Source organism: Microbacterium sp. 1S1 (assembly GCF_008271365.1).
Classification (GTDB): Bacteria; Actinomycetota; Actinomycetes; order Actinomycetales; family Microbacteriaceae; genus Microbacterium.
Genome location: NZ_CP043430.1, coordinates 1,888,508 through 1,913,714, shown reverse-complemented (window position 1 = coordinate 1,913,714; position 25,207 = coordinate 1,888,508). Strand labels below are relative to the sequence as shown.

23 protein-coding genes and 1 tRNA gene are annotated in these 25,207 nt (G+C 71.8%); 6 read left to right on the top strand and 18 right to left on the bottom strand.

Annotated elements, in window-relative coordinates; translation table 11 throughout:
- Positions 1-45: 45 nt before the first annotated feature.
- A complete protein-coding gene (locus FY549_RS09275) occupies positions 46-1,359 on the bottom strand; it encodes a D-arabinono-1,4-lactone oxidase (RefSeq protein ID WP_149084780.1) in 1,314 nt (437 codons plus the stop codon).
- Positions 1,356-2,600 carry an alanine racemase gene (locus FY549_RS09270; protein WP_149084779.1) on the bottom strand — a complete coding sequence of 415 codons (1,245 nt, stop codon included), beginning with the start codon at positions 2,598-2,600 and terminating at the stop codon, positions 1,356-1,358. The genes FY549_RS09275 and FY549_RS09270 overlap by 4 nt, the downstream gene beginning before the upstream one ends.
- Before the next feature lie 97 nt (positions 2,601-2,697).
- Between FY549_RS09270 and FY549_RS09265 the strand changes: the two genes are divergently transcribed.
- Positions 2,698-2,770, top strand: a tRNA-Leu gene (locus tag FY549_RS09265).
- Positions 2,771-2,772: 2 nt separating this feature from the next.
- Here the strand turns inward: FY549_RS09265 and FY549_RS09260 are convergent.
- The 11 genes from FY549_RS09260 to FY549_RS09210 form a co-directional block, all read right to left on the bottom strand.
- Complete coding sequence (locus FY549_RS09260; RefSeq protein ID WP_149084778.1) at positions 2,773-3,654, bottom strand: cation-transporting ATPase; 882 nt, start codon at positions 3,652-3,654, stop codon at positions 2,773-2,775.
- A 192-nt stretch (positions 3,655-3,846) separates the two neighbouring features.
- Positions 3,847-4,932, bottom strand: coding sequence for a hypothetical protein (locus tag FY549_RS09255; RefSeq protein ID WP_149084777.1), 1,086 nt, complete (start codon positions 4,930-4,932; stop codon positions 3,847-3,849).
- 164 nt (positions 4,933-5,096) lie between these two features.
- Positions 5,097-6,593 (bottom strand): NAD(P)/FAD-dependent oxidoreductase, encoded by a 1,497-nt coding sequence (locus FY549_RS09250; RefSeq protein WP_149084776.1) that lies wholly within the window; start codon positions 6,591-6,593, stop codon positions 5,097-5,099.
- Positions 6,594-6,618: 25 nt separating this feature from the next.
- On the bottom strand, positions 6,619-7,938 hold the full coding sequence (locus FY549_RS09245; protein ID WP_149084775.1) for a S8 family serine peptidase: 1,320 nt from the start codon (positions 7,936-7,938) through the stop codon (positions 6,619-6,621).
- Positions 7,935-8,477, bottom strand: a complete 543-nt coding sequence (locus FY549_RS09240; protein ID WP_187614842.1) for a DUF501 domain-containing protein — start codon at positions 8,475-8,477, stop codon at positions 7,935-7,937. The genes FY549_RS09245 and FY549_RS09240 overlap by 4 nt, the downstream gene beginning before the upstream one ends.
- A gap of 47 nt (positions 8,478-8,524) precedes the next feature.
- On the bottom strand, positions 8,525-8,926 hold the full coding sequence (locus FY549_RS09235) for an FtsB family cell division protein (protein WP_149084774.1): 402 nt from the start codon (positions 8,924-8,926) through the stop codon (positions 8,525-8,527).
- 220 nt (positions 8,927-9,146) lie between these two features.
- Positions 9,147-10,427 (bottom strand): phosphopyruvate hydratase, encoded by a 1,281-nt coding sequence (gene eno / locus FY549_RS09230; RefSeq protein ID WP_149084773.1) that lies wholly within the window; start codon positions 10,425-10,427, stop codon positions 9,147-9,149.
- Between the two features lie 111 nt (positions 10,428-10,538).
- Positions 10,539-11,198 carry an O-methyltransferase gene (locus tag FY549_RS09225; protein WP_149084772.1) on the bottom strand — a complete coding sequence of 220 codons (660 nt, stop codon included), beginning with the start codon at positions 11,196-11,198 and terminating at the stop codon, positions 10,539-10,541.
- Between the two features lie 32 nt (positions 11,199-11,230).
- Positions 11,231-12,175 (bottom strand): CPBP family intramembrane glutamic endopeptidase, encoded by a 945-nt coding sequence (locus FY549_RS09220; RefSeq protein WP_149084771.1) that lies wholly within the window; start codon positions 12,173-12,175, stop codon positions 11,231-11,233.
- Positions 12,172-13,227: a DUF1648 domain-containing protein gene (locus tag FY549_RS09215; protein WP_149084770.1), complete on the bottom strand. Its 1,056-nt coding sequence runs from the start codon at positions 13,225-13,227 to the stop codon at positions 12,172-12,174. Before FY549_RS09215 ends, FY549_RS09220 begins: the two co-directional genes overlap by 4 nt.
- Entirely contained in the window at positions 13,214-13,621 is a 408-nt protein-coding gene (locus FY549_RS09210; RefSeq protein ID WP_149084769.1) for a GntR family transcriptional regulator, read from the bottom strand. The genes FY549_RS09215 and FY549_RS09210 overlap by 14 nt, the downstream gene beginning before the upstream one ends.
- A 98-nt stretch (positions 13,622-13,719) precedes the next feature.
- Here FY549_RS09210 and FY549_RS09205 point away from each other — a divergent pair, with 98 nt between their 5' ends.
- Positions 13,720-14,190: a PaaI family thioesterase gene (locus tag FY549_RS09205; RefSeq protein WP_149084768.1), complete on the top strand. Its 471-nt coding sequence runs from the start codon at positions 13,720-13,722 to the stop codon at positions 14,188-14,190.
- 41 nt (positions 14,191-14,231) lie between these two features.
- Positions 14,232-15,461, top strand: coding sequence for an APC family permease (locus FY549_RS09200; RefSeq protein ID WP_149084767.1), 1,230 nt, complete (start codon positions 14,232-14,234; stop codon positions 15,459-15,461).
- Here the strand turns inward: FY549_RS09200 and FY549_RS09195 are convergent.
- Positions 15,447-16,247: a helix-turn-helix domain-containing protein gene (locus FY549_RS09195; RefSeq protein ID WP_149084766.1), complete on the bottom strand. Its 801-nt coding sequence runs from the start codon at positions 16,245-16,247 to the stop codon at positions 15,447-15,449. The two genes, FY549_RS09200 and FY549_RS09195, sit on opposite strands and share 15 nt — an antisense overlap.
- Positions 16,248-16,332: 85 nt before the next feature.
- Here FY549_RS09195 and FY549_RS09190 point away from each other — a divergent pair, with 85 nt between their 5' ends.
- Positions 16,333-16,860: a VOC family protein gene (locus tag FY549_RS09190; protein ID WP_149084765.1), complete on the top strand. Its 528-nt coding sequence runs from the start codon at positions 16,333-16,335 to the stop codon at positions 16,858-16,860.
- On the opposite strand, the gene FY549_RS09185 is transcribed toward FY549_RS09190, so the two are convergent.
- The 4 genes from FY549_RS09185 to nhaA all read right to left on the bottom strand — a co-directional run bounded on the left by FY549_RS09185 (position 16,829) and on the right by nhaA (position 20,865).
- Positions 16,829-17,635, bottom strand: a complete 807-nt coding sequence (locus FY549_RS09185) for an SGNH/GDSL hydrolase family protein (protein WP_149084764.1) — start codon at positions 17,633-17,635, stop codon at positions 16,829-16,831. The two genes, FY549_RS09190 and FY549_RS09185, sit on opposite strands and share 32 nt — an antisense overlap.
- 63 nt (positions 17,636-17,698) lie before the next feature.
- Positions 17,699-18,949, bottom strand: coding sequence for a histidine--tRNA ligase (gene hisS / locus FY549_RS09180; RefSeq protein ID WP_222930633.1), 1,251 nt, complete (start codon positions 18,947-18,949; stop codon positions 17,699-17,701).
- 67 nt (positions 18,950-19,016) lie between these two features.
- Entirely contained in the window at positions 19,017-19,679 is a 663-nt protein-coding gene (locus FY549_RS09175) for a MazG nucleotide pyrophosphohydrolase domain-containing protein (protein ID WP_149084763.1), read from the bottom strand.
- A gap of 19 nt (positions 19,680-19,698) precedes the next feature.
- Positions 19,699-20,865, bottom strand: coding sequence for a Na+/H+ antiporter NhaA (gene nhaA / locus FY549_RS09170; RefSeq protein WP_149084762.1), 1,167 nt, complete (start codon positions 20,863-20,865; stop codon positions 19,699-19,701).
- A 174-nt stretch (positions 20,866-21,039) separates the two neighbouring features.
- Between nhaA and FY549_RS09165 the strand changes: the two genes are divergently transcribed.
- Both FY549_RS09165 and gdhA read left to right on the top strand, forming a co-directional pair.
- A complete protein-coding gene (locus FY549_RS09165) occupies positions 21,040-23,670 on the top strand; it encodes a phosphoenolpyruvate carboxylase (RefSeq protein ID WP_410428261.1) in 2,631 nt (876 codons plus the stop codon).
- Positions 23,671-23,801: 131 nt separating this feature from the next.
- Positions 23,802-25,172, top strand: a complete 1,371-nt coding sequence (gdhA, locus tag FY549_RS09160; protein ID WP_149084760.1) for an NADP-specific glutamate dehydrogenase — start codon at positions 23,802-23,804, stop codon at positions 25,170-25,172.
- Positions 25,173-25,207 lie beyond the last annotated feature (35 nt).

The following is a 25,207-nucleotide window of genomic DNA, read 5'->3' as shown; positions in this document are numbered from 1 at the left end:
GTGCCTGCACGTGGACTGAGGACGCACGCGCCGCGGGCACCCGGATCAGCGTCCCAGAACCCGCTCCAGATAGCGGTTGCCGAAGCGGCGATCCGGGTCGAGCCGGTCGCGGAGTGCGACGAAGTCGTCGAAGCGAGGGTAGCGATCGCGCAACCGCTCGTGCGTCAGCGTGTGCAGCTTGCCCCAGTGCGGTCGGCCGCCGTGGGCGAGCATGATCTCCTCCACCTCTCCGAAGTACGCGGTCGGATCCGCCCGCCAGTAGCGGTGGACCGCGATGTAAGCGCTCGGCCGCCCGTGGGCTGTCGAGAGCCAGCGGTCGTCCGCCGCCGCGAAGCGCACCTCGACGGGGAACTCGATGCGCCAGCCGCGCTGCGCGATGAGCTCCTGCAGCGCGCGGAACGCCGGAACGGCTTCGGTCGCCGGGAGCGCGTACTCCATCTCACGGAACCGCACGGTCCGGCTCTGGGTGAGAACGCGATTCGACAGGTCCGTGTATTCCCGGTCGCCGGTGAGCCGGACGGCGAGCCGATTGAACGGCGGAGTGATGGCCGGAACCGCCTGTCCGGCCGCGCAGACGACGCGGTAGACACCGTTCGCGAGCAGGGTCTCGTCCACCCATCGGCCGACGAGCGGCAGGGGCTTGCGTCGCGTCGACTCCGGAAGCCGCGACTGCCGCTTGGTGAGCGCGACGTCCGTGTGCGGGAACCAGTAGAACTCGAAGTGGTCGGCCGCGGCGACCCGCTCGTCGAGCGTGGCCAGGACCTCTTCCAGGGGGAGCGGCTCGTCGATCGCGTGCATCACGAACGTCGGCACACACTGGAGCGTCACGTCGACGATGATGCCCAGAGCACCGAGCCCCACGGCGGCCGCCGGCAACAGCTCCGGGTTGTGCGCTTCGTCGATGCGGAGGAACTCCCCGTCCGCGGTGATGAGGGTCACTCCGACCACCTGCGTGGCGAGGCCGCCGAAACCGGCGCCCGTGCCGTGCGTGCCCGTGGAGATCGCGCCGGCGATGGACTGTCGGTCGATGTCGCCGAGGTTCTCCATCGCGAGGCCATAGCGGGCGAGCAGACCGGGGATGCGGTGCAACCTCGTGCCCGCGAGCAGCGTGACGCGGCCGCTCGCTGCGTCGGCGGACACGAGCCCCTGAAGGTCGTCGAGCTCCAGGAGGACGCCGGGGGCCACTGCGATCCCCGTGAAGCTGTGGCCGGCGCCGACCGCCTTGATGGTCAGGTTCTGACGCACGGCCGCTCGCACGGCCCGCTGTACCCCTTCCGGGCTCCGCGGGCGCTCGACCCGGACGGGGCGGACCGATGCGGAGCGACCCCAGTTCTGCCAGGTGCCGCCGATCCGCGTCACAGGAACGCCTGCCCCTCGCCGCGATACGTCGGCAGCTCGTCGATGACCTCGTCACCGGAGACGAGATGGTACGCGCTGATGCGCTCGGCCGGTTCGCCGCTCTTGGCATGGCGGAACCAGACGCGGTCGCCGACCCCGAGCGTCGCGGCGGCCGGACCCTGGAGCGGCGTCTGCACCTCGCCCGCGGCCTCCCGTGACAGCGTGCGGAGATTCGCGGGCCAGACCGGCCGTGGCTGTCGCGCGGAGACGGCGGGTCCGGAGGCGATCCAGCCGCCGCCGAGTACCGTCGCGATGTCCGCGGCAGGCCGACGCACGACGTCGAAGGCGAACGCGGCAGCCGGAGCGGGTCGGAACGACCGGTACCCGTCGAAGAGGTGCCCGCCGAGGAGCCCGCTGCCCGCGCTCGCCTCGGTGAGTGATTCGTCGCTACCGCTGAACTCGAGAGAGCCCGTACCGCCGCCGTTGAGGAACTCGAGAGGGGCGACCGCCCCGACCGCCGCCACGATGGCCGCCCGCCGCTCGCGCAATTCGTCACGCGAGCGAGCCTGGACCAGCCGGATGAGGGGCGCGTCCGGTCCCGCGTCGCCCTGCCCCGCGATCTGCGCGTCGTACATCTGCAGTCCCACCAGTCGGAATCCCGGACGGGCCACGACCCTCCGGGCGAACGCCGCGACCTCACCCGCGGTGAAGAGCGACGAGCGGCGCACGCCGATGTGTCCGAGCATCGCGGACCGCCAGGACGCGTCCACATCGATCGCCACCCGGATCTCGGGCCGGGCCGAGGGACCGACGACGCTGTCGACGAGATCGAGGTGGACGGGGTCGTCGATCATCAGGGTGATCCGCCGGGCCGCCCTCTCATCGGTGCACAGCCGCTCGAGACCGGCGCGGTCCACGGTCGGATAGCCGAGCACGATGTCGTCATGGGTGTCCGACAGCCAGAGCGCTTCCGCCAGCGTGAACGCGAGGATGCCGCGGAACCCGGGGAGCTTCAGGACGGCGTCGAGGATCGCCCGCACCCGCACCGACTTCGACGCCACTCTGATCGGCAGGCCGCCCGCCCGCACGAGGAGGTCCATGGCGTTGTAGCGCAGCGCCTCGCGGTCGATCGCGGCCACCGGGGCAGGCAAATGGCCGGTCGCTGCCGACAGACGAGGCCAGTAGCGACCCGGATCCTCCCATTCGGGGGCGACCGCAGATCCACCCGGGGCGGGGCTCCGTTCTTCGGTGAGGTCGAGCACCCCCCCACCTTATGGCCTGGGCCCCGCCGATTCACCCTCCGATCCGGTCCCGGGCGACCGAGCCGCCGTCGCATCCGGCGATAGGCTGAGCGACGCGGCCCCCGTAGCCCAATGGCAGAGGCAGGCGACTTAAAATCGCCTCAGTCTGGGTTCGAGTCCCAGCGGGGGCACCTCAGCGGCCGAAGATGTCGCCGATCCCGGGGATCCCCAGGTCGCCGAGCCGCTCTCCCCAGCCCGTCGCCGACTCTCCGAGACCCGACACGGCCTCCCCGGCCGAGCCCAGCGCCTCCCCGGCACCGCCGGCCAGCGCATCGACGTCGACCCCGGCGGCGAGGGCTTCGAGGTTCACGCCCTCCGCCAGTGCACCGAAGTCCACGCCCAGCCCCGCGGCCTGTTCCAGGAGCGGCCCGGCCACCGCACTCATCACGGCCCCACCCGCGACCACACCCAGCAGGCCCACAGCCGCACCGCCGGCGGCCACCGCTGCCCCGCCGGCACCGGCACCGCGGGCGCGGGAGAGGAGACCCCGCAGGCGACCCGGCTGCATCGCCTCGGCTCGTCCCGCCGCACGAGCCAGATCCTCAGGGGTGGACGACCGTGGGCGCTCCCCCACCGGCAGTTCGGCCCGCATTCGCGCTTCGACCAGTTCGCGCTGCTGCGGCGTGAGCCGGGCGAACGCCTCGCGATGGATCTGCTCGATCCGGTGTGGGTCGGCCGTCTGGAGCAGATAGTCGTACCGGGCGATGGCCGCGCGGTCCGCCGCCTCGGCCTGCGGCACCGCGCCTGCTCCCGGGGCGGGCGGCGGGGCATACCCGCCCGGCGCGGACGGTCGAGCCGCAGCTGCGGGGGGCACTGCCCCGGGCGGCGGCGTCGGCGAGGCGGCTGAGCGGGGACTCTGCGGATCGGTGCCGCGCACGGCGTCGACCGCTCCGCGGAGCATCCCACTCCAGTCGGCGGAGGAGCGGGAGGCCCCAGCGGAGGAGGAGCCAGCCGTACTGCCCTTCGCGTCGAGGGCGTCGGTGGCAAGGCGGATCAGGCGGGAGAGCTTCGACATGGGGTCCCTTCGTGGGACGGGCAGCCGCTCTTCATGTCGGACGACAAGGGTTCCGGGCAGCCCGTGAGTGGGGTGCCAAGGTCTCCTCCACCCTCACGGGCCAGCGGGCCGGGGCACGATGACATGCCCGTCATGACGACGTCGCTGCAGACGGGAGTACTCCCCTTGCGGAAGCCACGCTAGCGCCGCGGCCTATGGATCGGCTCCACGCGGCGGCGCAGGCAGCGATCGACGGAGGATCACCGCCATCTCGTCGTGCAGCGCCTGGAAGACATCGCGGACCTCCGCGGCGCCCCCCGGCCGAACCGCCGCGGGGATGGCGTGCCACAGCGTGGCCACCGGAAGGGTCGCGGCCGACTCCCGCGCGACCGCCTCCCCGAAACCGTCGGATGGCCGCCCCACGCGGGCAGCCAGGACCAGTTGGTCGCGGAGCACTCCACCGACGCCGAGGAGCGCCGCGGCCGCACGGACATCGCTGCGGGCGACGTCGGCGCTCAGCAGACGCTCGCGGATCAGGCGCGCGAGACGGCGGGCATGCGGTGCGGGCATCTCTCGACGGGCCCGAACGCGCCACGTCTCCGCGGCTCCCTCGACGACCTCCCAGGAGACCGGCTCGCCGTCACGGAGGTGCACGGAGGGAATGCTCGCCGGGGTCGTGAGCGGCTCGCCGCGCCACCAGGCCGCCGGCGCCTCCTCTGCGGGCAGGAACGCCGTCGCCCCGGGGTGCGGGTCCGCCGGGCCGAGCCGGACGAGCGCGGGGTTGCTCGCGAATCGGGCGAGCCCTCGCGCCCTCGCGAATCGACGGAGTCCTTCCCCGTCGCCGCTCCCGCTCCTCGTCTCGAGCGAACGGGCGAAGACCGCCGCCTCCCGGGACGGGAGAATGGTCGCGACGGGGGACGGCCCCGCACCCGGGGGCACGACCCAGGGACGACCGGCGAACGCCGCCACGCGCACGACGTGCGAGCCGTGGTCGTCCCCGGGAGTGAAGAACGAGAGCAATGCGGAGGGCTGGGCGGCCACGGCGTCGCGAACCTGCCGGAGGAGCTGCGGATGCGGCCGCACTGCCGCGTCGAGCACCAGATGGTGCGTCGCGCGACGGGTCCACGGTCGCCAGACGTCGGCGGCACCGAGTCCGTCCACCCCGGCATCCTCCATGCGGCAGACACGGACCGGCGCCCCCTCGAGCTGAGCCGCAAGCTCCGCGCCGCACTCTGCGTCCTGGGCGCGAGCGAAGATCGACACGCTGACGGACGGCGGCTCTCCCCCGTGGGCGCTCACCGGACCTCCTCGCGGCATCGGACGGACTGCGCCATGCACGCTCGTTGCGAGCACTCGCCGAGCGTACAATGTGACATGTTAGTCTGCCAACTCGACACCGAGGCGCAAACGAAAGAAGGCCCCGGCGCTCGTGCGCACAGGGCCTTCTTCTCAGGACGGGACGATCACTTCGTCGCGGCAGTCTCGACGGCATCCTTCGCGGCGGAAGCGACGGGCTTCTTCGCCGCAGGCTTCTTCGCCGGCGCCTTCTTGATGTCGGCCGGCTTCTCCGCCGCTGGCACCTCGGCAGCCGCCTTCGCCGCCGGAGCCTTGGCCGCCGGAGCCGCATCCGCGGGCGCCGCCGGCCGGGGTCGTGCGGCGAACTCCTCGAAGACGTACCGCGGGTTCTGCACCGTCTGGAGGTTCACCAGGTCGCGGCCCAGCCACAGGTTGTTCCACCAGCCCCAGAGCACGCGCCACTTGCGCTCCCACGTCGGCATCGCCAGACCGTGGTAGCCGCGGTGCGCGAGCCACGCGATGAAACCCTTCAGCGCGATCTTGCCCGACTGGAAGACGCCGTTGTACAGGCCGAGGCCCGCGACGGCGCCGAGGTTCTTGTGGAAGTACTCCTTCGGGCTCTCGCCGCGGAGCACGGCGACGATGTTCTTCGCCAGGAGCTTCGCCTGACGCACCGCGTGCTGGGCGTTCGGGACGCAGAAGCCGCCGACACCGCCGCCCGAGAGGTCGGGAACCGCGGAGACGTCGCCCGCTGCCCAGGCGCCCTCCACGAACGCCTCGGGGGTGCCGACGCGGAGGTCGGCACGGGTCTGGATGCGACCGCGCTCCTCCACGGGCAGGTCGCCACCGCGCACGACGGTCGGGTTGGCCATGACGCCGGCGGTCCACACGATCACGTCCGTGGGGATGACCTCGCCCGTCGAGAGCTCGACGTTGCCGTCGACCGCCCCGGTGACCTGCGTGTCGAGGTGGACGTTCGCGCCGCGCTTGGCGAGGTCCTTGAGCACCCATTCACTCGTCTTCAGCGAGACTTCCGGCATGATGCGGCCCATCGCCTCGATGAGGTGGAAGTGCGTGTCCTCGAAGCTCAGCTGCGGGTACTTGCTCACCAGGGACGAGGCGAGGGAGCGCAGCTCCGCGAAGACCTCGATGCCGGCGAACCCGCCGCCGACGACGACCACGGTCAGCAGCCGGTCGCGCTCGGGGCCGGCGGGGAGGGAAGCGGCCTTGTCGAAGTTGGACATGACCTTGTCACGGATGGCGACGGCCTCTTCGATCGTCTTGAGCCCGATGGCGTTGTCGGCGATGCCCGGGATCGGGAACGTCCGCGAGACGGCGCCCGCGGTGACGACGATCTGGTCGTACGCGAACTCGTACGGGTCGCCGACCGGCGGAGTGATGGTGGCGACCTTCTGCGCGTGGTTGATGTTCGTCACCTTGGCGGTGAGGACATGCGTGCGCTTCAGGTGACGACGGTGCGCGACGACCGAGTGGCGTGCTTCGATCGATCCGGCGGCGACCTCGGGGAGGAAGGGCTGGTACGTCATGTACGGCAGCGGGTCGACCATGGTCACGTCGGCCTCACCCTTGCGCAGGTGCTTCTCGAGCTTCCACGCGGTGTAGAAACCTGCGTAGCCTCCGCCGACGATCAGGATCTTGGGCACAGTGCTGTTCTGAGGCACAGAAGAACTACTCCTCGGAGTCGGGATTGTGGCGTACGGGAACGCGCGCCGATCGGATGCGCCGGGCAGCTGCGGTGACGCCAAGCGCTACCAGGATACCAGGGACGGTGAGGGCGATGAGCGGCAGGGTACCGTAGCGCAGGGAGTCCGCGCTGGGAAGCAGCGGTGAGCCGGCTTCCGTCGGGGCGTCCGCGTCCGGCAACGGGGGCACCTCCACGGGTGCCATGGTCGGCTCGGGCGTGGGCTCGCTGTCCGCGCGCCGGAACAGGCGCACCCATTCGGCCAGGTCACCCATCGGATTCTCACTCACCGAGGGGATGTTCGCGGAGATCGCCGCCTGCGCGTCCACGAGCCCGAAGCCGTAGAGGGGGTCCCGCGGCTTCTGCGCGTCCGCCACGGGCATCGCGGTTTTGATGATGCGGTTGATCACGTCGTTCGCCGAGATGTCGGGATGCGCCGAGCGGATGAGCGCCGCGATCCCCGCCACGATGGGGGCGGCACCGCTCGTGCCCCTCCACGAGACGACCTCGCCGTCGGCGGAGACCCCGAGCAGACCCTCGCTGGGCGCCGAGATCCCGATCGTGATCCCCTGAGTGGACGCCTCGACGCTCGCGGTCCCGGTCTGGTCGACCCCGCCGACGGTGAGCACCCCCGGGATCGTCGCCGGGGCACCGATGATGTTCGTACCGCTCCCCCGGTTTCCCGCCGCGACGACGACCACCACGTCGTGTTCGAAAGCGTAGAGGAACGCGTCGTCCCAACTCTCGTCCCAGTCGAGGGTGTTCGTGGTGAACGAGAGGTTGATGATGTCGGCGCCGTTGTCCACCGCCCACCGCATGCCCTTGGCCACCTGCTCGGTGAACGGCACGGCCGCCGCCGCACCGAAGCCCACGGAGATCGACAGCAGATCCGCTTCCGGCGCGACGCCGATCATCCCGGTCCCGTCGGCCTTGCCTCGCCCGGCGGCGAGCGAGGCCACCCAGGATCCGTGGTCACCGTCGACCGCTCCCAAGGGGGTGCGGCCGTCCGGCGTGCCCGCACCCGATACGTCCGTCCCGCCGACGACCGCGTCGCCGAACACCTCCGGCACCTTGCCGATGCCCGTGTCGATGACGGCGATGGTCACCCCCTCCCCGCGCGTGGTCTGCCAGGCTTCCCTGATGCGCGCGCCGTCCAACCAGTACTCGGCGGCGCGGACGGGGTCGGCGGGGTCGTCCGCGACCGGAGGCGGGGTCGGCGTCGGCGTGGCGGTGGACCCGAGGAGCAGGACGGATGCCGCCACCGCCACCAGGGCGACGGCGCCGCGCAGCATCCGCCGGCGGCTCATGCCGAGCGTGCCGGGTCGTCGCGGAGGGCGGCCCCCGGGTCCTCGCAGCGGCAGACCTCGGGAGACCAGGCGCTGCGGGCGAGGGCGGCATCGCCGATCGGATTCACGCCGGCGCCTGCCGCCAGAGCATGTCCGGCGAGAGCGTGCAGACACTTGACTCGCGTGGGCATGCCTCCAGCGGAGATCCCGTCGATCTCCGGGACGTCGCCGAACTGGGCGCGGTCGGAGAGGTAGGCCTCGTGGGCAGACCGATAGGCAGCGGCCACCGCGTCGTCATCCGCGAGCAGTGCGGCGAGCTCAGGCATGAGCTGGTTCGCCTCGAGCGTCGACATCGCGGCGGTCGCCGCCGGATGCGTGAGGTAGTAGAACGTGGGGAACGGCGTGCCGTCCGGCAGTCGAGGAGTAGTGGCCACCACCGTGGGGTTCCCGCAACGGCAGCGCGCGGCGATGCCGACCACACCGCGGGCGGGGCGTCCGAGCTGTGCGGACACGACGGCGAGCTCGGCGGAAGTGGGCGCGGGGAACGGCGGAGTGGTCACTCCTCCAGCGTAGGGGAGCCGTCCGGGAGGATGCTCGGAGCGCGCGGTCAGGGGGCCGTGACGGCCGTGTCGCTCAGCCCCGCGGAGACGAGGGTGCGCAAGAGCTGCGGCATCCAGTCCGCCGGCTTCTCCTCGAGCGTCGCGCTCACCGGCTCCTGCTCCCGCGGGAGCGCGGCGGGATCGAGGTCGTTGTCGATGAGGTACACGACCTCCCCCGGCTTGACGTAATACAGCCGTTCGCGTGCCTGCGTCGTGATGTACGCGGGATCGTCCCACCGCTCGCGTTCCGCGGTCAGGGCCGCGATCTCGTCCTCGCTCACCTGCACGGACTGCTCCAGCGCCGCGATCTTCTGCCGCTGGTCGATGAAGGTGCCGAGGGTCGGCACGAGGACCCAGGCCCCCAACACGACGAGGGACAGCATGATCACCGAGAACGCGGACAGACGCATTCCCGAAGCCCACTCGCGCACGTCGACACGGGGGGCCGGCTTCGTGCTGCCGCGCGGGGAGCGTCTCGCCCCGGAGTCGGCCGACCGGGCCGCGCCACCCCGGGACGGCGGCGAAGGAGGAGCCGGTCGTCGTGCCACGGCTCCTCCTTCGTCTCTGTCTCTGCCACCACCCGGGCGGCGCGGTTCGGTCCGCCGGTGCGGCGTCGTCGCTGTCGCGGGATCAGGCCTGGTAGCGCGGGAAGGCGGAACGGCCGGCGAAGACCGCCGCGTCGCCCAGCTCTTCCTCGATGCGCAGGAGCTGGTTGTACTTCGCGACGCGCTCGCTGCGTGCGGGGGCACCCGCCTTGATCTGGCCCGAGTTGGTGGCGACCACCAGGTCGGCGATCGTCGTGTCTTCGGTCTCCCCGGAACGGTGCGACAGCATCGCGGTGTAGCCGGAACGCTGCGCGAGGCTCACCGCATCGAACGTCTCGGTCAGCGTGCCGATCTGGTTCACCTTGACCAGGAGCGAGTTGGCGACACCGCGTGCGATGCCGTCGGCGAGGCGCTGCGGGTTGGTGACGAATAGGTCGTCGCCGACGAGCTGCACCTTCGAGCCCAGCGCCTCCGTGAGGTGCTTCCAGTTGTCCCAGTCGTCCTCTGCCAGCGCGTCCTCGATCGTGACGATGGGGAAGTCGTTGACGAGTCCGACGTAGTACTCGGTGAGGGCCGCGGCGTCCCAGTCCTTGTTGTCGAGACGGTAGACGCCGTCCTTGAAGAACTCGGTCGCGGCGACGTCGAGGCCCAGGGCGATGTCGGTGCCCGGCGTGAATCCGGCCTTCTCGATGGCCTTCACCAGGAAGTCGAGGCCCTCGCGGTTGCTGGGCAGGTCGGGAGCGAAGCCGCCCTCGTCGCCGAGGCCGGTCGCGTAGCCTGCGGCCTTCAGCTCGGCGCGCAGCACGTGGTACGTCTCGACGCCCCAGCGGAGCGCCTCGGAGTACGTGTCCGCGCCGATCGGGGCGAGGAAGAACTCCTGCATGTCGATGCCGTTGTCGGCGTGCTCTCCGCCGTTGATGACGTTGAAGAGCGGGACGGGGAGCACGTGCGCGTTCGGGCCACCGAGGTAGCGGAACAGCGGCAGGTCGGCCGAGTCGGCGGCGGCCTTGGCGACCGCGAGGCTCACGCCGAGGATCGCGTTGGCGCCCACGCGCTTCTTGTTCTCGGTGCCGTCGACCTCGATGAGGATCTCGTCGACGATGCGCTGCTCGCTCGCCTCCACACCCTCGATGGCCGGGCCGAGCTCGTCGATCACGGCCTCCACGGCCTTGAGCACGCCCTTGCCGCCGTACCGGCCCTTGTCGCCATCCCGCAGCTCGTACGCCTCGAAGGCGCCGGTCGAGGCACCAGAGGGGACGGCAGCGCGCTGAACGATGCCGTCGTCGAGGAGCACCTCCACCTCGACGGTCGGGTTTCCGCGCGAGTCGAGAATCTCGCGTGCGCCTACAGCCTCGATCAGTGCCACTGATGTGCTCCTTGCTCAGGATGGAAGGGGGTGTGGAGCGTCGTCGATCCGCGCCCAGTCTATCCCCGGCGTCCCCCGGTCCCCGGAGCCCGGGTCGACGGGCCGCCCGGGTCAGACGACGAGCGCGAGCGCGATGCCGTCCCACCCCTTGAGACCGACGGTCTGCAGCGCCGTGGCATCGAAGCGCGGGTCCTCGCCCAGCATCCGCAGACCCTCGCGGGTGCCGTTGACCTTGGGATCCGTGGAATCGTCACGGACGATCTCGCCGTCGCGGCCGATGTTGTCGAGGACGATCACGGTCCCCGGGTGACCGAGCTTCGCCGCCCAGTCCAGATACACGGTGTTGGACTCCTTGTCGGCATCGATGAACACGAGGTCGAAGCCGCCGGCGAGAGTCGGGAGCACCTCGGCTCCGCGGCCGACCAGGATCTCGACCCGCTCCCCCACGCCTGCCGCGTCGATGCTCGCCCGGGCGATCGCGGCGTTGTCGGCCTCCGCCTCGATCGTGATGACGCGGCCGTCCGGCCCGACGGCGCGCGCCATCCAGATCGTGGAGTAGCCGCCGAGCGTGCCGATCTCCAAGACCCGCCGGGCACCGCTCACGCGCACGAGGAGGTTCAGGAGCTTCCCCGCCACCGGCGCGACCTCGATCTCGGGCAGTCCCGCCGCGCGCTGCGCCTCCAGCGCTGCCTCCAACGCGTCATCCCGGCCCACGAGTGTGTCGGCGAGGAAGGCGTCGGCGCGGGCCCAGGCGGCGGGAGTGGAATCCATCCCCTCAGCCAACCGCTGACCCCGGGCGGGCGTCAAGCAGCGGTACCGCGGGCGGGGTGTGACGGGGCGAGCTCGGGCTGTCGGCGGAACTGCCCGGTGAGCGCGAGGACGAGCGCCACGGCGGCGGACACGACCCATCCGGCCACGCCGAGAGGCCCCGCCAGTGCGAGGTCCGGCTGCGCGGCCGCGACGATCATGACCATGCCGCCGGCGGCGTTGAGGGCCCCGTGCGCGACGACCGACGGCCACAGCGAACCGGAGCGCAGCCGGAGCCAGCCGAACAGCACGCCCCATGCCACGCAGCCGCCGATCATGAACAGGACACCGGTGATGTCCGTTCGGCCGAAGTTGTAGCCGAGGAGGATGACGGGGCTGTGCCACACGCCCCAGATCGCCCCGCTGAGCACCAGGGCCGGCCACGTACCCAGCGGGTGCAGCGCCGGAAGCAGCCAGCCCCGCCACCCGAGCTCCTCACCGAAGGCCAGCACGCTATTGACGAGCGTGCCGACCGGGATCATGGCGAACTGCGCGAAGGCGATCACACCGACCGGCGGCTGCGGCGTCCCCGGGGGAAGCGCCTGGGCGAGCTGATCCGCGAAGGCCGAGAAGGTCAGGTCGAGCCGCACCCATCCGAGCGCCGCGGCGACGAGAACTCCGAGAGCGACGAGCACCGGCGGCACGAGCCACGCCGCGACGAGCAGTCCGACGACGCGTTTCGCAGGCCGCAGGGGCCAGAGCCCGAGGAAACGCGCGCGGCCGCCCTTCTCCGGCACGCCCGTGGTGAGCATCACGATGAGCACCGCGGCCGCCGGGGTGAACATCATGACCGGAAGGAGGGCCCCCGCGAACGGCTCGGCGAGTCCGTCGCCAAGCCAGAGCGGAAGGCAGACGAGAGCGGCGAGCCCGCAGGCCGTGAGGGCGAAGATGAGGACGGCACGCCAGGGCACCCGTGTCGGCGTCGTGGTGACCTCACTCATGGCGCCACCGGTCCGGTCTCCCCGGCGGAGACCGCCCCCGCGGATCGGTCCACATACGTCTGCAGAAGCGCCGCCGCCTCCTCCGCACCGTCGATCGTGACGACGAAGGCACCGTGGTCGCGGCGATGCACCTCGATCGCGGGCCCCTGCCGCATCACGATCCCGCTGCGGCCGTCCGGGGCCAGACGCCATCCCCACCCGCCGAACTCCCCGAACGGAGAGATCCGCACGGCGCGGGCCGACACGATCTCCGCCACAGGGATGGTCTTCCGCGGCCAGCCGACCACGGCGCGGGCGTCGATGCCGTCCGGTGTGATGCGCACGCGGAACGATGCGGTCGCCGCCAGCGCGAACCCGACGACGAGCGCCACCAGACCCGAGACCCAGGCCAGCGGGGTGCCCGTGACGAGCATCGCCACGGCGAGCGCCACGAGCCCGAGCAGCACGAGCAGGAGGAAGACGAGGGCGCCGGTGGGCATGGTCGTGGTGCCCACCCAGACGACCCGCTCGCCGTCACCGACCCGCACGTCGTGCCGCGGTTCGAGAGCGGCACCGGGCACCGCCAGCACGCGCGGCTGCACGAACCACGCCATCGCGCCCACGCCGAGGAGGGCCGCGAAGGCCAGCCCCATCACCCCGGCGACGCCCGGGACGTCGCCCGAGGGCGGGAGGTCGCGCTGGATCGCGAGGGACCCCAGGCAGATCACGCCCGCGAAAGCCGACATCCCGGCCGAGAGCGCCCCGAGGAGACGGGCGGTCGCGCCCCAGTGCGCTCCGACCGCGACCAGCGTCGTGACGGTCAGGAGCACCGGGATGCCGAGACCGACCCCGAGGAGCACCCAGAGGTACGTGGCGGCCGGGCCGAACCCGTCCGCCCCGTCGACGCCCCAGTGGATCGCGACGTCGGCGGGGAACGACGGGAGCCAGGCTGTCAGCACGAGAGCGGAGATCGCGACGATCAGCACCGGGAGGACGAGCGCCACGAGGATGAAGGCCCGTCGCGCACGGCGCAGGGTGGCCGGAGGGGTGCGAGTGGGGTCAGGCGTCGTCATGGGCGGCCTCCTGGTGAGTCGCGGCGGGGGTGGGAGGTTCGGCTTCTGCGCGGTGCGTGCGGACGATGCCGGCGAGGGTGTCGACGGAGACACCAAGGGCGGCCGCGCGTCGGACGAGGCCGTCGATCTCGTGCGAGAGCTCGGCGAGCGGCGCGGCGGAGGCGGCGATCACGGCGCCCCTTCCCCGCCGCAGATCGACGAGACCTTCGTCGCGGAGACGCTGGTAGGCGTGCAAGACCGTGTGCTGGTTGATGTCGAGCGCCGCGGCCACATCCCGCGCGGCCGGCAGCCGGTCCCCCGGGGCGAGCGCTCCCGAGAGGATGTCCGCGCGCACGGAAGCAGCCACCTGGTCGTACAGCGCGTGAGGACTGTCGACATCGATGCGAATGAGCACGGCGCCTCCTTCGCTAATTATTCTATGTGAAGTAGAACAAATGTATCAACCCTCCAGACGTCTTCGCCGGTGCCCGGCGCTTGCTCCACACTGACCCCATGCGCATCACACCCCGCCGCCTCGCCATCGGCATGAGCCTCTGGATCCCCAACCTGTGCAGCGGCATCCGCGTCCGCCGGTTCAGCGACGACTGGACCCACGCGACGGTGGAGCTGCACGTGAACCTCCTCACCCGCAACTACGTCAAGACCGCGTTCGGCGGGTCGATGTCGGCGATGACCGACCCGTACTTCTTCATGCTCGTGATGCATCAGCTCGGGCGGGACTATGTGGTGTGGGACACGCGCGGCGAGATCGAGTTCCTCAAGCCGGGACGGGGCGTGCTCACCGCGGAGTTCGAGGTGACGCGCGAGAAGGCGGAGGAACTGCGCCAGCGCGCCCACGGTGGGGCGAAGGTGCTCGAGTGGTTCGAGACCGTCATCACCGATCGCGACGGGGACGTCGTGGCGAAGGTGCGCCGCGAGGTCTACATCCGCGAGAAGAAGCGCGTCACGGCCGCGCGCACCTGACGCGTCACCCGCCGTTCACCACGGCGTGGGACGATGGCGCGATGCCCCTCGCTCGTCGCCTGACGCTGCCCGACGCCGTCGCGATCGGCCTCGGCTCGATGATCGGCGCCGGGGTCTTCGCGGTGTGGGCACCGGCCATCGGCGTCGCCGGCAGCGGGATCCTGGTGGCGCTCGCGATCGCCGCGGTCGTCGCCTACGCCAACGCCACCGCGTCTGCGCAGCTCGCCGCCGTCCACCCGGTCGCCGGGGGGACGTACGCCTACGCACGGGCCGAGATCGGGCCGTGGTGGGGCTTCATCGCGGGGTGGAGCTTCGTCGTCGGCAAGATCGCGAGCTGCGCCGCCATGGCGATGACGTTCGCCGCCTACGCTGCTCCGCCCGGGTGGGAGGCGCCGATCGCCGCACTGGCGGTCGCCGCCCTCGCGACCGTGAACTGCCTCGGGGTGACGCGGACGGCCCTGGCCACTCGCATCCTCGTCGCCGGCGCCCTGCTCGGACTCGCGGTCGTCGTGGCGGCCGGCATCGGCGCAGCGCCGACCGCGACACCCGCAGCGCTGCCCGACGCGACCGTCTATGGCGTGCTCCAGGGTGCGGGGCTGCTGTTCTTCGCCTTCGCCGGCTACGCCCGGATCGCCACCATGGGCGAGGAGGTCGTCGATCCCGCGCGCACGATCCCGCGCGCGATCGTCCTCGCGCTCGGGGGCGCCGTCGTCATCTACACGCTCGTGGCTGTCGTGGTGGTTGTCGTCCTCGGCGGGGATGTGTCGGCGACCACCGCACCACTCGCCGACGTGCTCACCGCGTCCGGGTGGTCGGCGGCCGCGCCGGTCGTTCGCATCGCCGCGGCCGCCGCCTCTCTCGGCGCACTGCTCGCCCTCCTCACCGGCATCGGCCGCACGACGCTCGCCATGGCCAGGGAAGCCGACCTGCCGCGTTTCCTCGCCCGTGTCGACGACCGACACCACGTGCCGCGCCGTGCCGAGATCGCCATCGCCGCGATCGTGATCCTGATCGTGCTCGTCGCGGACCTTCGTGACGCGATCGGGTTCTCCTCCTTCGGCGTGCTCCTGTACTACTTGATCGCGAACGCCGCCGCTTTCCGCCAGCGCGCGACCGTCCGACGCTACCCGCGGGCTCTGCAGGTGATCGGAGCGCTCGGCTGCCTCGCGCTGGTGAGCACGCTTCCCGCCCTCGCGTCGCTCATCGGGACAGGCGTGGTGGTGCTCGGCGTCGCGGGACGGATGCTGCGACTGCGATCACAACGGCGCTGAGCGGAGTCGATCCGCGGCGCGCTCGCGATAGTCCCGCGGCGGGAGACCGAGGACGGTCGCGAAGTCGCGGGTCAGGTGCGCATGGTCGGCGTACCCCAGCATCGCGGCCAACGACGCCAGATCGGTCGCCGGATCCTCGCGGAGACGCTGAGCTGCCTCCTGCAAGCGGCGGCGCCGGATGATCGCGCCCGGCGAGAGCCCCACAGTGCGGTGCGTGAGCCGCTGGAGCGTGCGCACCGAGAGGGCCAGGCGCGTCGCGGCTTCCTCCGGCGTCAGCGCCGCCTGCTCCCCGAGCAGCACGTCGAGCATCGCATTGGCCTGCGTTCCCGCAGCCCCGACCGGACCGACGCGCCGGGACAGCCATGTGGAGAAGGCCGCCACCGCGCGCTCCCGTCGCCCGTCGCCGAACCGCATCGCCGCCGTCACGGCCGCGTGGAGCTCGGGCGCGGCGAACGCCTGCTCCGCGTCGACGAGTCCCACCGCGTCATCGGTGAGCGACGCGACCGCGGCGGGACGGAGCAGGGCCCCCACGGCCCACCCGGCGCCGCGGAGCTTCCTGGTCGACGCCCGGGTGGTGGCCCCCGAGATCGAGACGCCGTCAGGCGCGACGACGAGGTTGACGGCCGGATACGAGACGATCTCCTGCCGCGATACCTCGCCGTCCGGAAGGCTCCACTCCGGGATCCAGAACCAGGCTGCCAGCTCCGTCGCCTCGGTGGTCGGGGGCAGCCGGTGGAACGAGGGCAGCCGCGAGGGGTAGAGCACCCCCCGCGTCCGGTCGACCATGTGCCCCAGCGTAGAGCGGCGGACCGACGTGGACGTGTCGCGGATCTTCAAGCGCCCCCTGCGCCCCGCGCCCTACCGTGGCGACATGACCGATCAGACACCTCCCGCCGGCGCGACCGGCGCGCACACGACCGACGGCCGCCCGCACAGCGCGACCTCGCTCACCCCGTTCCTCGCCGTCTCCGACGCCGCGCGGGCGATCGAGTTCTACCGTGATGTGTTCGGGGCCCGCGTGGTCGACGTCACGGAGTTCGGCGGGGTCGTCGCACACGCGGACCTGGACTTCGGGCTCGGGCGGCTCCAGCTGGGGGAACCGAACCCTGGATACCACCTCGTGCCCGCGCCCGCCGGCGACGACGACTGCTACTCCATGGGCCTCTACGTGCCGGACGTGGACGCCGTGGTCGCGCGCGCCGTCGCGGACGGCGCGACGATCCGGGAAGCACCGTCCTTGTTCGTCTCGGGCGACCGCTACGCCAGCATCCGGGACCCGTTCGGCGTGCGGTGGTCGATCATGACGCGCGTGGAAGACCTCTCCGACGAGGAGAGCGCACGGCGGGTCGCGGAGTGGGCGGCCTCGTTCAGCGCTGCTCCGGTGGACGCCGGGACCTGAGCCCCGCCCGTGCCGCGCGCTCCACGGCCGGCAGCAGCGCCTCCGCGGTGCGCCGGTAGCCGAGCGCGCTCGGATGGAAGCGGTCCAGGCTGAACATCTCCTCCGGCTCGTCGAAGAACATCGGACCGACCGCCCGTCGCAGGTCCACCGGCTCCGCACCATGCCGACGCGCGGTCTCCGCCTGCACCTCGGCGAGCCGCCGCGAGAGTGCCGCTGCGATGCGGCGCAGGGGCTGTGGCACGGCCCGGAGCGCGCCGAGGTCGGGACACGTCCCCACGACCACGCGGGCGCCCCGCGCGTGCAGCCGTGCGATCGCGTCGCGCAGGTGTCGCGCCGAGGCCGCGACGGGGAGACGATGCGTGACGTCGTTGCCGCCCACGACGATCACCGCGACGTGGGGACGGTAGCCGGTGGCCAGTCCGTCGAGCTGCCCGGCAAGATCCGGCGACTCCGCGCCCACGACGGCGGCGGTGTGCAGCCGGACAGGGCGGTGCAGGCGGCGTGCGACGGCCTTGGCGAGGCGGGCCCCCAGTGTCTCCTTCCGCCGCGCGGCGCCCAGACCCGCCGCGAGCGAGTCGCCCAGCAGCAGGAGATCGAGGGGCGCGCCGTCGAGGCGGGGACGCCAGATGCGATCCGCGTCCAGGGACTGCTCCCCGAGAGGCTTCCCGATCCGACGCCGGGCGACCGCGGCCTGCCGGTCGAGGACGGCACGGGCCAGCACGGCGACGAGGAGCACGGCGAGCGCGACGGCGGTGAGGAGGCGGAGGCGGCGCACGCCCCGATTCGAGCCGACGGCCGTGAACGTCCGGTGAACGCGTCGTCGTGGGGACGATACGTGTCAGGCCAGCGTCTTCACCTCGAGCTCGACCTCGCCCGGACGAACGCTCGCGAAGTGCGTGTATCCGTCCGCCGCAGACCGCTCCAGCAGCGCCTTGAGGTTCTTCGTGCGCTGCTCGAGGCGCACGCGCGCGCCCTTCGCGACCAGCGCCGTCTTGTGCGTCACGAGTTCCGCCACGGGCACGGCGGCGTCGTGGACGAGCACGATCGCCTGCGGAGCCGTGGCGGGGTCGGTCGAGACGAGGTCGACCAGCCGCTCGAACCCGAGGGAGAACCCCACCGCGGGAACGTCCTGCTGCAGGAATCGTCCGATCATGCCGTCGTAGCGACCGCCGCCGCCGAGCGAATACGTCACGGAAGGGTGGGCGAGCTCGAAGATCGTCCCCGTGTAGTAGCCCATGCCCCGCACGAGGAACGGGTCGAAGACGAGGGGGATGTCCTCCTGCCCGCGTCCGGCCGCGACCGCCTCGCCGATGCCGACGAGGTGGACGACGAGCTCGTCCGGGGCGCCCTCCGGGAGCGCCTTCCGGATCTGACTGTCGCCGAACGGGTGGTACTCGAGGGTCTGCGGACGGCCCAGGAACGCCTGGAAGGCGTCGACGGCCGTCGACGTCGCCCCGCGCTCGCGGAGCTCCGCGGCCACGCCCTCCGGGCCGATCTTGTCGAGCTTGTCGATCGTGATGAGCACCTGCGGGCGCTCGTCCTCGGTGAAGCCGAAGTGGCCCAGCATCCACTCCAGGACGCGACGGTCGTTGATGCGGACGCTCGCCCCCTCCAGGCCGAGGGCGTCGACGGCGTCGAGGGAGGCGGCCAACAGTTCGGCCTCCGCGCGCGCGGTCGCGTCGCCGATGATGTCGATGTCGCACTGGACGAACTGGCGGTAACGCCCCTTCTGGGGACGCTCGGCCCGCCAGACGGGCCCGATCTGGATGGAGCGGAACACGCCGGGGAGCTGCCCGCGATTGCTCGCATAGAAGCGGGCGAGCGGCACGGTGAGGTCGTAACGCAGGCCGAGGTCGGACAGTTCCGCGGGGTCGTCGGCCGCAGCACGGATGCCGTCGGCGTCGAGGCCCCGGCGCAGAATGTTGAACGACAGCTTCTCGTTGTCGCCGCCGATGCCGGCGTGCAGCCGGTCGTACTCCTCGACGACAGGGGTCTCGATCTCGTCGAATCCGTGGGCGCGATAGCGATCGCGGATCACGGAGAGGACCCGCTCACGGCGAGCCTTGTCGGCGGGGAGGAAGTCGCGCATGCCGCGCGGCGCGTTCACGGTAGCCACGCGTCCATCTTCCCAGGTCGACGGCGGTGTCCGTGTCGGCTCAGTCGGCTTCGGCGGTGCGGACCTCGTCCTCCAGGCGTCGCAGCCGCTCCCGCAGAGCTCGCTCGGCGTCCCAGCCCTCGGTCCGTGCGATCGCCACGAGCGCGAGGAGGGCGTCGCCGAGTTCCTCCTCCGACGACGGGCTCACCACCGGAGCCTTCGCCGCGGCCACCCCCGCCCCGACGGCACGTCCCGACATCTTCTGGGCCAGGGCGAGAGCCGGCATCCCGCGCGGGATCCCGTCGAGCACGCTGCGGCGGGTGCGTTTCTCCGCTGCCTTCGCGGCGTTCCAATGCACGAGCACCTCGTCGGGCGTCTCAGCCACCTCGCCGGCGAACACGTGCGGGTGCCGCCGGACCATCTTCTCCGTCAGCGTGCGGGCGACGTCGTCGATGTCGAACGGGTCGTCCGGATCCTGCGCCGCGATGGCGGCATGGAACAGCACCTGCCACAGCAGATCGCCGAGCTCCTCGCGGAGGTCGGCGCGCGAGCCCTCCTCGACTGCGTCGATGACCTCGTGCGACTCCTCGATGAGGTACGGCACGAGATCGCGGTGCGTGATGCGCTGCGACCACACGCACCGCTCCCGCACCGCGCGCATGGTCTCGGCAGCCGCACGCAGCGGATCACCGACGTCCTGGGAAGTGGGCGGCTCGCTGGTCATGCTTCCTCCGGGATCCGGCTCAGGCGGGGATGGGCGCAGCGCGACGGTACCACCGGGCGCGCAGGCTCACGACGATCCCGGAGAGGATCAACGCGAGCAGCGAACCCACGAGGACGCCGAGGATGGCCTGGTCGCGGATCACTGCGTCGCCCTCGAACGCGAGGTTCGCGAGCAGGAGGGAGACGGTGAACCCGATGCCGCCCAGGGCACCGGCCGCGAGGATGTCCGCGAACGGCAGTGCGGGATCGGCCCCCTTCGGACGGATGCGCATGGCCAGCCAGCCGAAAAGCGAGATGCCGATGATCTTGCCGACCGGCAGCGCGACGACGATCGCCCAGAACGCCGGGGAGAGCGCCGTCGGCGAGACGGCGGGGATCACGACGAAGGCCGCGACGAAGGCGAACAGCGGCAGGATGGCGCCGTTGACCGTCGGCTCCAGGGCGTGCCGGGTGCGTCCGGCGGGCACGGGTGCCATGACGAGGCCGAGCATCACGCCCGCGATCGTCGCGTGGATGCCGGACGAGGCGACCAGACCCCACGTGACGACCCCGACGACGGCCATTGCGACCGCGACCGCGGTGTGGCCGGTCGCGTGCAGCAGTCGGCTCAACAGCCAGAACACGGCCACCCCGACGATCGCCAGGCCGAAGAGGAGCCACTGGACGTCGTGCGCGAACAGCACCGCGATGAAGATGATGCCGATGATGTCGTCGAGGATGGCGAGCGCCAAGAGGAAAACCCGCACCCGGGAGGGCAGTCCGCGGCCGAACATCGCCAGCACACCGAGCGCGAAGGCGATGTCGGTGGCGGTCGGGATCGGCCAGCCGGACGCCGTCTCCGGCCCTCCCGCGATCAGCAGGTACACGAGGATCGGCACCAGCACCCCGCCGGTCGCGGCGATGGCGGGCTGCACCGCCTTCCGCGGGGAGTCGAGCTCTCCGTGCGTGAGCTCGTGCCGCAGCTCGATCGCGACGACGAGGAAGAAGATCGCGAGGAGTCCGTCCGAGACCCAGTGCGCGATGGACAGGTCGAGGACGGTTGCCGGCACCGCGAGGTGCGTCTCCAGCAGCCCCGCGATGGCGTCGTGGGTCGGCAGGTTCGCGAGGAGGAGACCGAGACCGGCAGCCACGAGGAGGAGGACGGCCGGGAACTGCTGCCCGCGGAGGGGGTTCGCTGTGATGCGCATCCCCTCCATCGTAGGCCGCGGCGTCATACGGTCGTCATGCGTGCAGGACACCCCGATCCCCCGGGCTACTCTCGGAGGGTGACCCCCGAATCCCCCGCTTTCTCCGAGCCGACGCCCACCGAGGCCATCCGCGTGATCGGTCGTTTCGAAGCCGGTCGCGGCATTCCCGATGCCATGCGCTCCGATGTGCGGATGCTGGGCCAGCTCCTCGGCCAGGTGCTGCGCGAAGCCGGTGGCGACGACCTCTTCGAGGACGTCGAGCGGCTGCGCCTCGCGACGATCCAGGCCTACGAGGACCACAGCTCCGACGCGTTCGACCGGGCGGCGGCCATCGCCGAGTCCTTCACGATCGCCCGCGCCGACGAGGTCGCCCGCGCATTCACCTGTTACTTCCACCTCGTGAACCTCGCCGAGGAGCACCAGCGCGTCCGCGTTCTCCGCGAGCGGGCGGGCCAGCCGGGGCCTTCGACAGGCTCAGGGACCCAGGCGACGTCGGGGACGCAGGCAGCCGACACCGTCGCCGGGGCGTATGCGCTGCTGCGGGAGGAGGTCGGCGACGAGGAGGCTCGACGGCGGCTGGACGGGCTGCGCTTCCACCCCGTGTTCACGGCGCACCCGACCGAGGCCCGCCGGCGCGCCGTCTCGTCGAGCATCCGCCGCCTCTCCGAACTGCTCACCCAGCACGACACGGCGAGCGCAGGCGGCTCCGAGGAGCACCGCGCCCGCCGCCGGATGCTCGAGGAGATCGACACCCTGTGGCGGACGGCGCCGCTGCGCGCACAGAAGCCCTCCCCGACCGACGAAGTCCGCACGGTCATGGGCGTCTTCGACGAGACGCTGTTCACGACGGTGCCCCACGTGTACCGGCGTATCGACGATGCGCTCCGCGGCGAGGAGTCCGGCGCCAGCGCCCCGGTCGTCCCGGCGTTCGTACGCGTGGGCTCCTGGGTCGGCGGCGACCGCGACGGCAACCCGTTCGTCACCGCGGCGGTGACCCGCGAGGCGTCTCAGATCGCCTCCGAGCATGTGCTCCGAGGACTCGAGCGGGCGCTGGACCGGATCGGCCGCACGCTGACGCTCGCCGCGGACGACACCCCGCCGAGCGCCGAGGTCACCGCGCTCTGGGAGCGCTTCGCGTCCGCGGAGCCGGCCGTCGCCGACGAGCTCGCGGCACGGTCGCCCAACGAACCCCACCGCCGTGTGCTCCTCGTCATGGCCCGCCGGGTCGCGGCCACACGCCGCGGAGACGACGAGGGGTACGCCCGTCCCGAGGAGTTGCTCGCGGAGCTGCGGGCCGTGCAGTCCTCCCTCGTCGCGGCGGGGGCACGCCGCCACGCGTTCGGCGGCGTGCAGCACCTGATCTGGCAGGTCGAGACCTACGGCTTCCACCTCACGGAGCTCGAGGTGCGCCAGCACTCCCAGGTCCATGCCAAGGCCCTGGCCGAGCTCGAGGCCGGCGGGGCGATCAGCACGCAGACCGAGGAGGTGCTGGAGGTCTTCCGGGCGATCGCGGACATCCAGCGCGACCGGGGCTTGCGCGCCGCAGGTCGCTACGTCGTCTCCTTCACGCAGGCGGCCTCCGACCTCGCGAACGTGCACCGGCTCGCCCGCCACGCGCTCGGCGACGACGCCCCGGTGCTCGACGTCGTGCCGTTGTTCGAGACCTTCGCCGATCTCCAGGCCGCCCCCGGCATCCTCGCCGAGGCCGTCGCGTTCCCGGAGTTCCGCGAGCGCATGGCCGCGACCGGCAACCGGCTGGAGGTCATGCTCGGCTACTCCGACTCCTCCAAGGACGTCGGGCCCGTTGCCGCGAACCTCGCGCTGTACACGGCGCAGGAGAAGATCGCGCGCTGGGCGCAGGAGAACGGCATCGAGCTGACCCTCTTCCACGGTCGCGGCGGTGCGCTGGGCCGAGGCGGCGGTCCCGCGAACTCGGCGATCCTCGCGCAGCCCCCGCACTCCGTCGACGGGCGGTTCAAGCTCACCGAGCAGGGGGAGGTCATCTTCGCCCGCTACGGCGAGCCCGCCATCGCGATGCGGCACATCGACCAGGTCGCCGCCGCGACGCTGCTCGCGTCGTCCCCCACGGTCGAGGAGCGCACCAGCCGCGCGGCCGCCCGCTACGCCGACGTCGCCGCGACCATGGACTCCGCCTCCCGCGAGCGGTTCTTCGCACTCGTCAAGGCCGAGGGCTTCGCCCCGTGGTTCGCGACCGTGACGCCGATGGAGGAGATCGGTCTGCTGGCTCTCGGCTCCCGCCCCGCGCGGCGCGGCCTCTCGGTGGAGTCTCTGGAGGACCTCCGGGCCATCCCGTGGGTGTTCGCGTGGACGCAGGCCCGCATCAACCTCGCCGGCTGGTTCGGACTCGGCACCGCGCTCGAGGCCGTGGGCGATGAGGAGTTGCTCGCCGAGGCCTACCGCGAGTGGCCGCTGCTGCACACCATGGTCGACAACGTCGCCATGAGCCTCGCGAAGACCGACGAGCGCATCGCCCGGCAGTACCTGGCCCTGGGCGACCGCGACGACCTCGCCGCCCTGGTGCTGGAGGAGCTGGCCCTCACGCGTCGCTGGGTGATCCGTCTCACCGGCGGCGACGATCTGCTGGAGAACAAGCCGATCCTGCAGCGGGCCGTGCAGTTGCGCAGCCCCTATGTCGACGCCCTCTCGCTCCTGCAGCTGCGGGCCCTGCGCGCGCTCCGGTCGGCGCCCGAGCAGCCCGGAGGCTCGGGGGCGGACGCCGAACAGCAGCGACTGCTCCTCCTCTCCGTCAGCGGAGTCGCCGCCGGTCTGCAGAACACCGGGTGATCCGAGCCCTCCCGCCGGGTGCGCGGACGCGGTTGTCGCCGACGCTAGAGTGAAACCTCCGCCTCACCCGGCTCTGCTTTCGCGCGCGACACGATCGCCGCACCCCATCCCCCATCAGAAAGCCCTCCCGCGTGACCGTCACCACCCCCACCGACTTCCACCCGCTCGCCGACGCCGTGCAGCCCGTCTTCGATACGGTGCTCGCCCGCAGCCCGCACGAGCCGGAGTTCCACCAGGCCGTCCACGAGGTGCTGCACTCCATCGCCCCGGTCCTGGAGCAGCGTCCGGAGTACGTCGACGGGGGGATCCTGGAGCGCCTGGTCGAGCCGGAGCGGCAGATCATGTTCCGGGTGCCGTGGGTCGACGACGCCGGGAAGCTGCAGGTCAACCGCGGCTACCGCATCCAGTTCTCGTCCGTGCTCGGCCCGTACAAGGGCGGCCTGCGGTTCCATCCGTCGGTGAACCTGTCGATCATCAAGTTCCTCGGGTTCGAGCAGATCTTCAAGAACGCCCTCACCGGTCAGGGCATCGGCGGCGGCAAGGGTGGCTCCGACTTCGACCCGCACGGCAAGTCCGATGCCGAGGTCATGCGGTTCTGCCAGTCGTTCATGAACGAGCTCTACCGCCACCTCGGCGAGCACACCGACGTCCCCGCCGGCGACATCGGTGTCGGCGGCCGCGAGATCGGCTACCTCTTCGGCCAGTACCGCAAGGTCACCAACCGTCATGAATCCGGCATGTTCACGGGCAAGGGCACCGGGTGGGGCGGCGCCGAGGTGCGGACCGAGGCCACCGGGTACGGCGCGGTGTTCTTCGCCCAGGAGATGCTCGGTGTGCACGGCGACTCCCTCTCCGGCAAGCGCGTGGGCATCTCGGGCTCGGGCAACGTCGCGATCTACGCCATCCAGAAGGCCACCCAGCTCGGGGCGACCGCGGTGACGGCCTCCGACTCCTCCGGGTACGTCGTCGACGATGCCGGCATCGACCTCGACCTGCTGCGGCAGCTCAAGGAGGTCGAGCGCGCCCGCATCGTCGAGTACGCCAACCGTCGCCCGAGCGCCCGCTTCGTCGAAGGGGGCAGCGTATGGGAGGTGCCGGTGGACATCGCGGTCCCCTCGGCGACGCAGAACGAGGTCAGCCTCGCCGACGCCGAGACCCTGATCGCGAACGGCGTCCGTGCCGTGTCCGAGGGTGCCAACATGCCGTGCGTGCCCGACGCCGTCGAGGCGTTCCAGAAGGCCGGTGTGCTGTTCGCGCCGGGCAAGGCCGCCAACGCCGGCGGTGTCGCGACCTCGGCGCTCGAGATGAGCCAGAACGCGTCGCGGCAGCGCTGGAGCTTCGGCGACAGCGAGAACAAGCTTCGCGAGATCATGGGCGACATCCATCGCGCCGCCTTCGAGGCCGCCGAGCGCCACGGCGTTCCCGGCGACTACGTCGCGGGTGCCAACATCGCGGGCTTCGAGCGCGTCGCCGCTGCGATGCTCGCTCAGGGCGTCATCTGACCCGGTTCGAATCGCGCGAATGGTCTGATTCCGGC

Bases quoted from the DNA above. Each gene is read 5' to 3' on its own strand.
- nhaA (WP_149084762.1), bottom strand. From the start codon at position 20,865: ATGCGCATCACAGCGAACCCCCTCCGCGGGCAGCAGTTCCCGGCCGTC.
- FY549_RS09260 (WP_149084778.1), bottom strand. From the start codon at position 3,654: ATGTCGAAGCTCTCCCGCCTGATCCGCCTTGCCACCGACGCCCTCGAC.
- FY549_RS09215 (WP_149084770.1), bottom strand. From the start codon at position 13,227: ATGACGACGCCTGACCCCACTCGCACCCCTCCGGCCACCCTGCGCCGT.
- FY549_RS09225 (WP_149084772.1), bottom strand. From the start codon at position 11,198: ATGGATTCCACTCCCGCCGCCTGGGCCCGCGCCGACGCCTTCCTCGCC.
- FY549_RS09195 (WP_149084766.1), bottom strand. From the start codon at position 16,247: ATGGTCGACCGGACGCGGGGGGTGCTCTACCCCTCGCGGCTGCCCTCG.
- FY549_RS09175 (WP_149084763.1), bottom strand. From the start codon at position 19,679: ATGACCAGCGAGCCGCCCACTTCCCAGGACGTCGGTGATCCGCTGCGT.
- FY549_RS09165 (WP_410428261.1), top strand. From the start codon at position 21,040: ATGCGCTCCGATGTGCGGATGCTGGGCCAGCTCCTCGGCCAGGTGCTG.
- FY549_RS09190 (WP_149084765.1), top strand. From the start codon at position 16,333: ATGACCGATCAGACACCTCCCGCCGGCGCGACCGGCGCGCACACGACC.
- FY549_RS09205 (WP_149084768.1), top strand. From the start codon at position 13,720: ATGCGCATCACACCCCGCCGCCTCGCCATCGGCATGAGCCTCTGGATC.
- FY549_RS09200 (WP_149084767.1), top strand. From the start codon at position 14,232: ATGCCCCTCGCTCGTCGCCTGACGCTGCCCGACGCCGTCGCGATCGGC.
- FY549_RS09235 (WP_149084774.1), bottom strand. From the start codon at position 8,926: ATGCGTCTGTCCGCGTTCTCGGTGATCATGCTGTCCCTCGTCGTGTTG.
- FY549_RS09245 (WP_149084775.1), bottom strand. From the start codon at position 7,938: ATGAGCCGCCGGCGGATGCTGCGCGGCGCCGTCGCCCTGGTGGCGGTG.
- FY549_RS09220 (WP_149084771.1), bottom strand. From the start codon at position 12,175: ATGAGTGAGGTCACCACGACGCCGACACGGGTGCCCTGGCGTGCCGTC.
- hisS (WP_222930633.1), bottom strand. From the start codon at position 18,949: ATGCGCGACTTCCTCCCCGCCGACAAGGCTCGCCGTGAGCGGGTCCTC.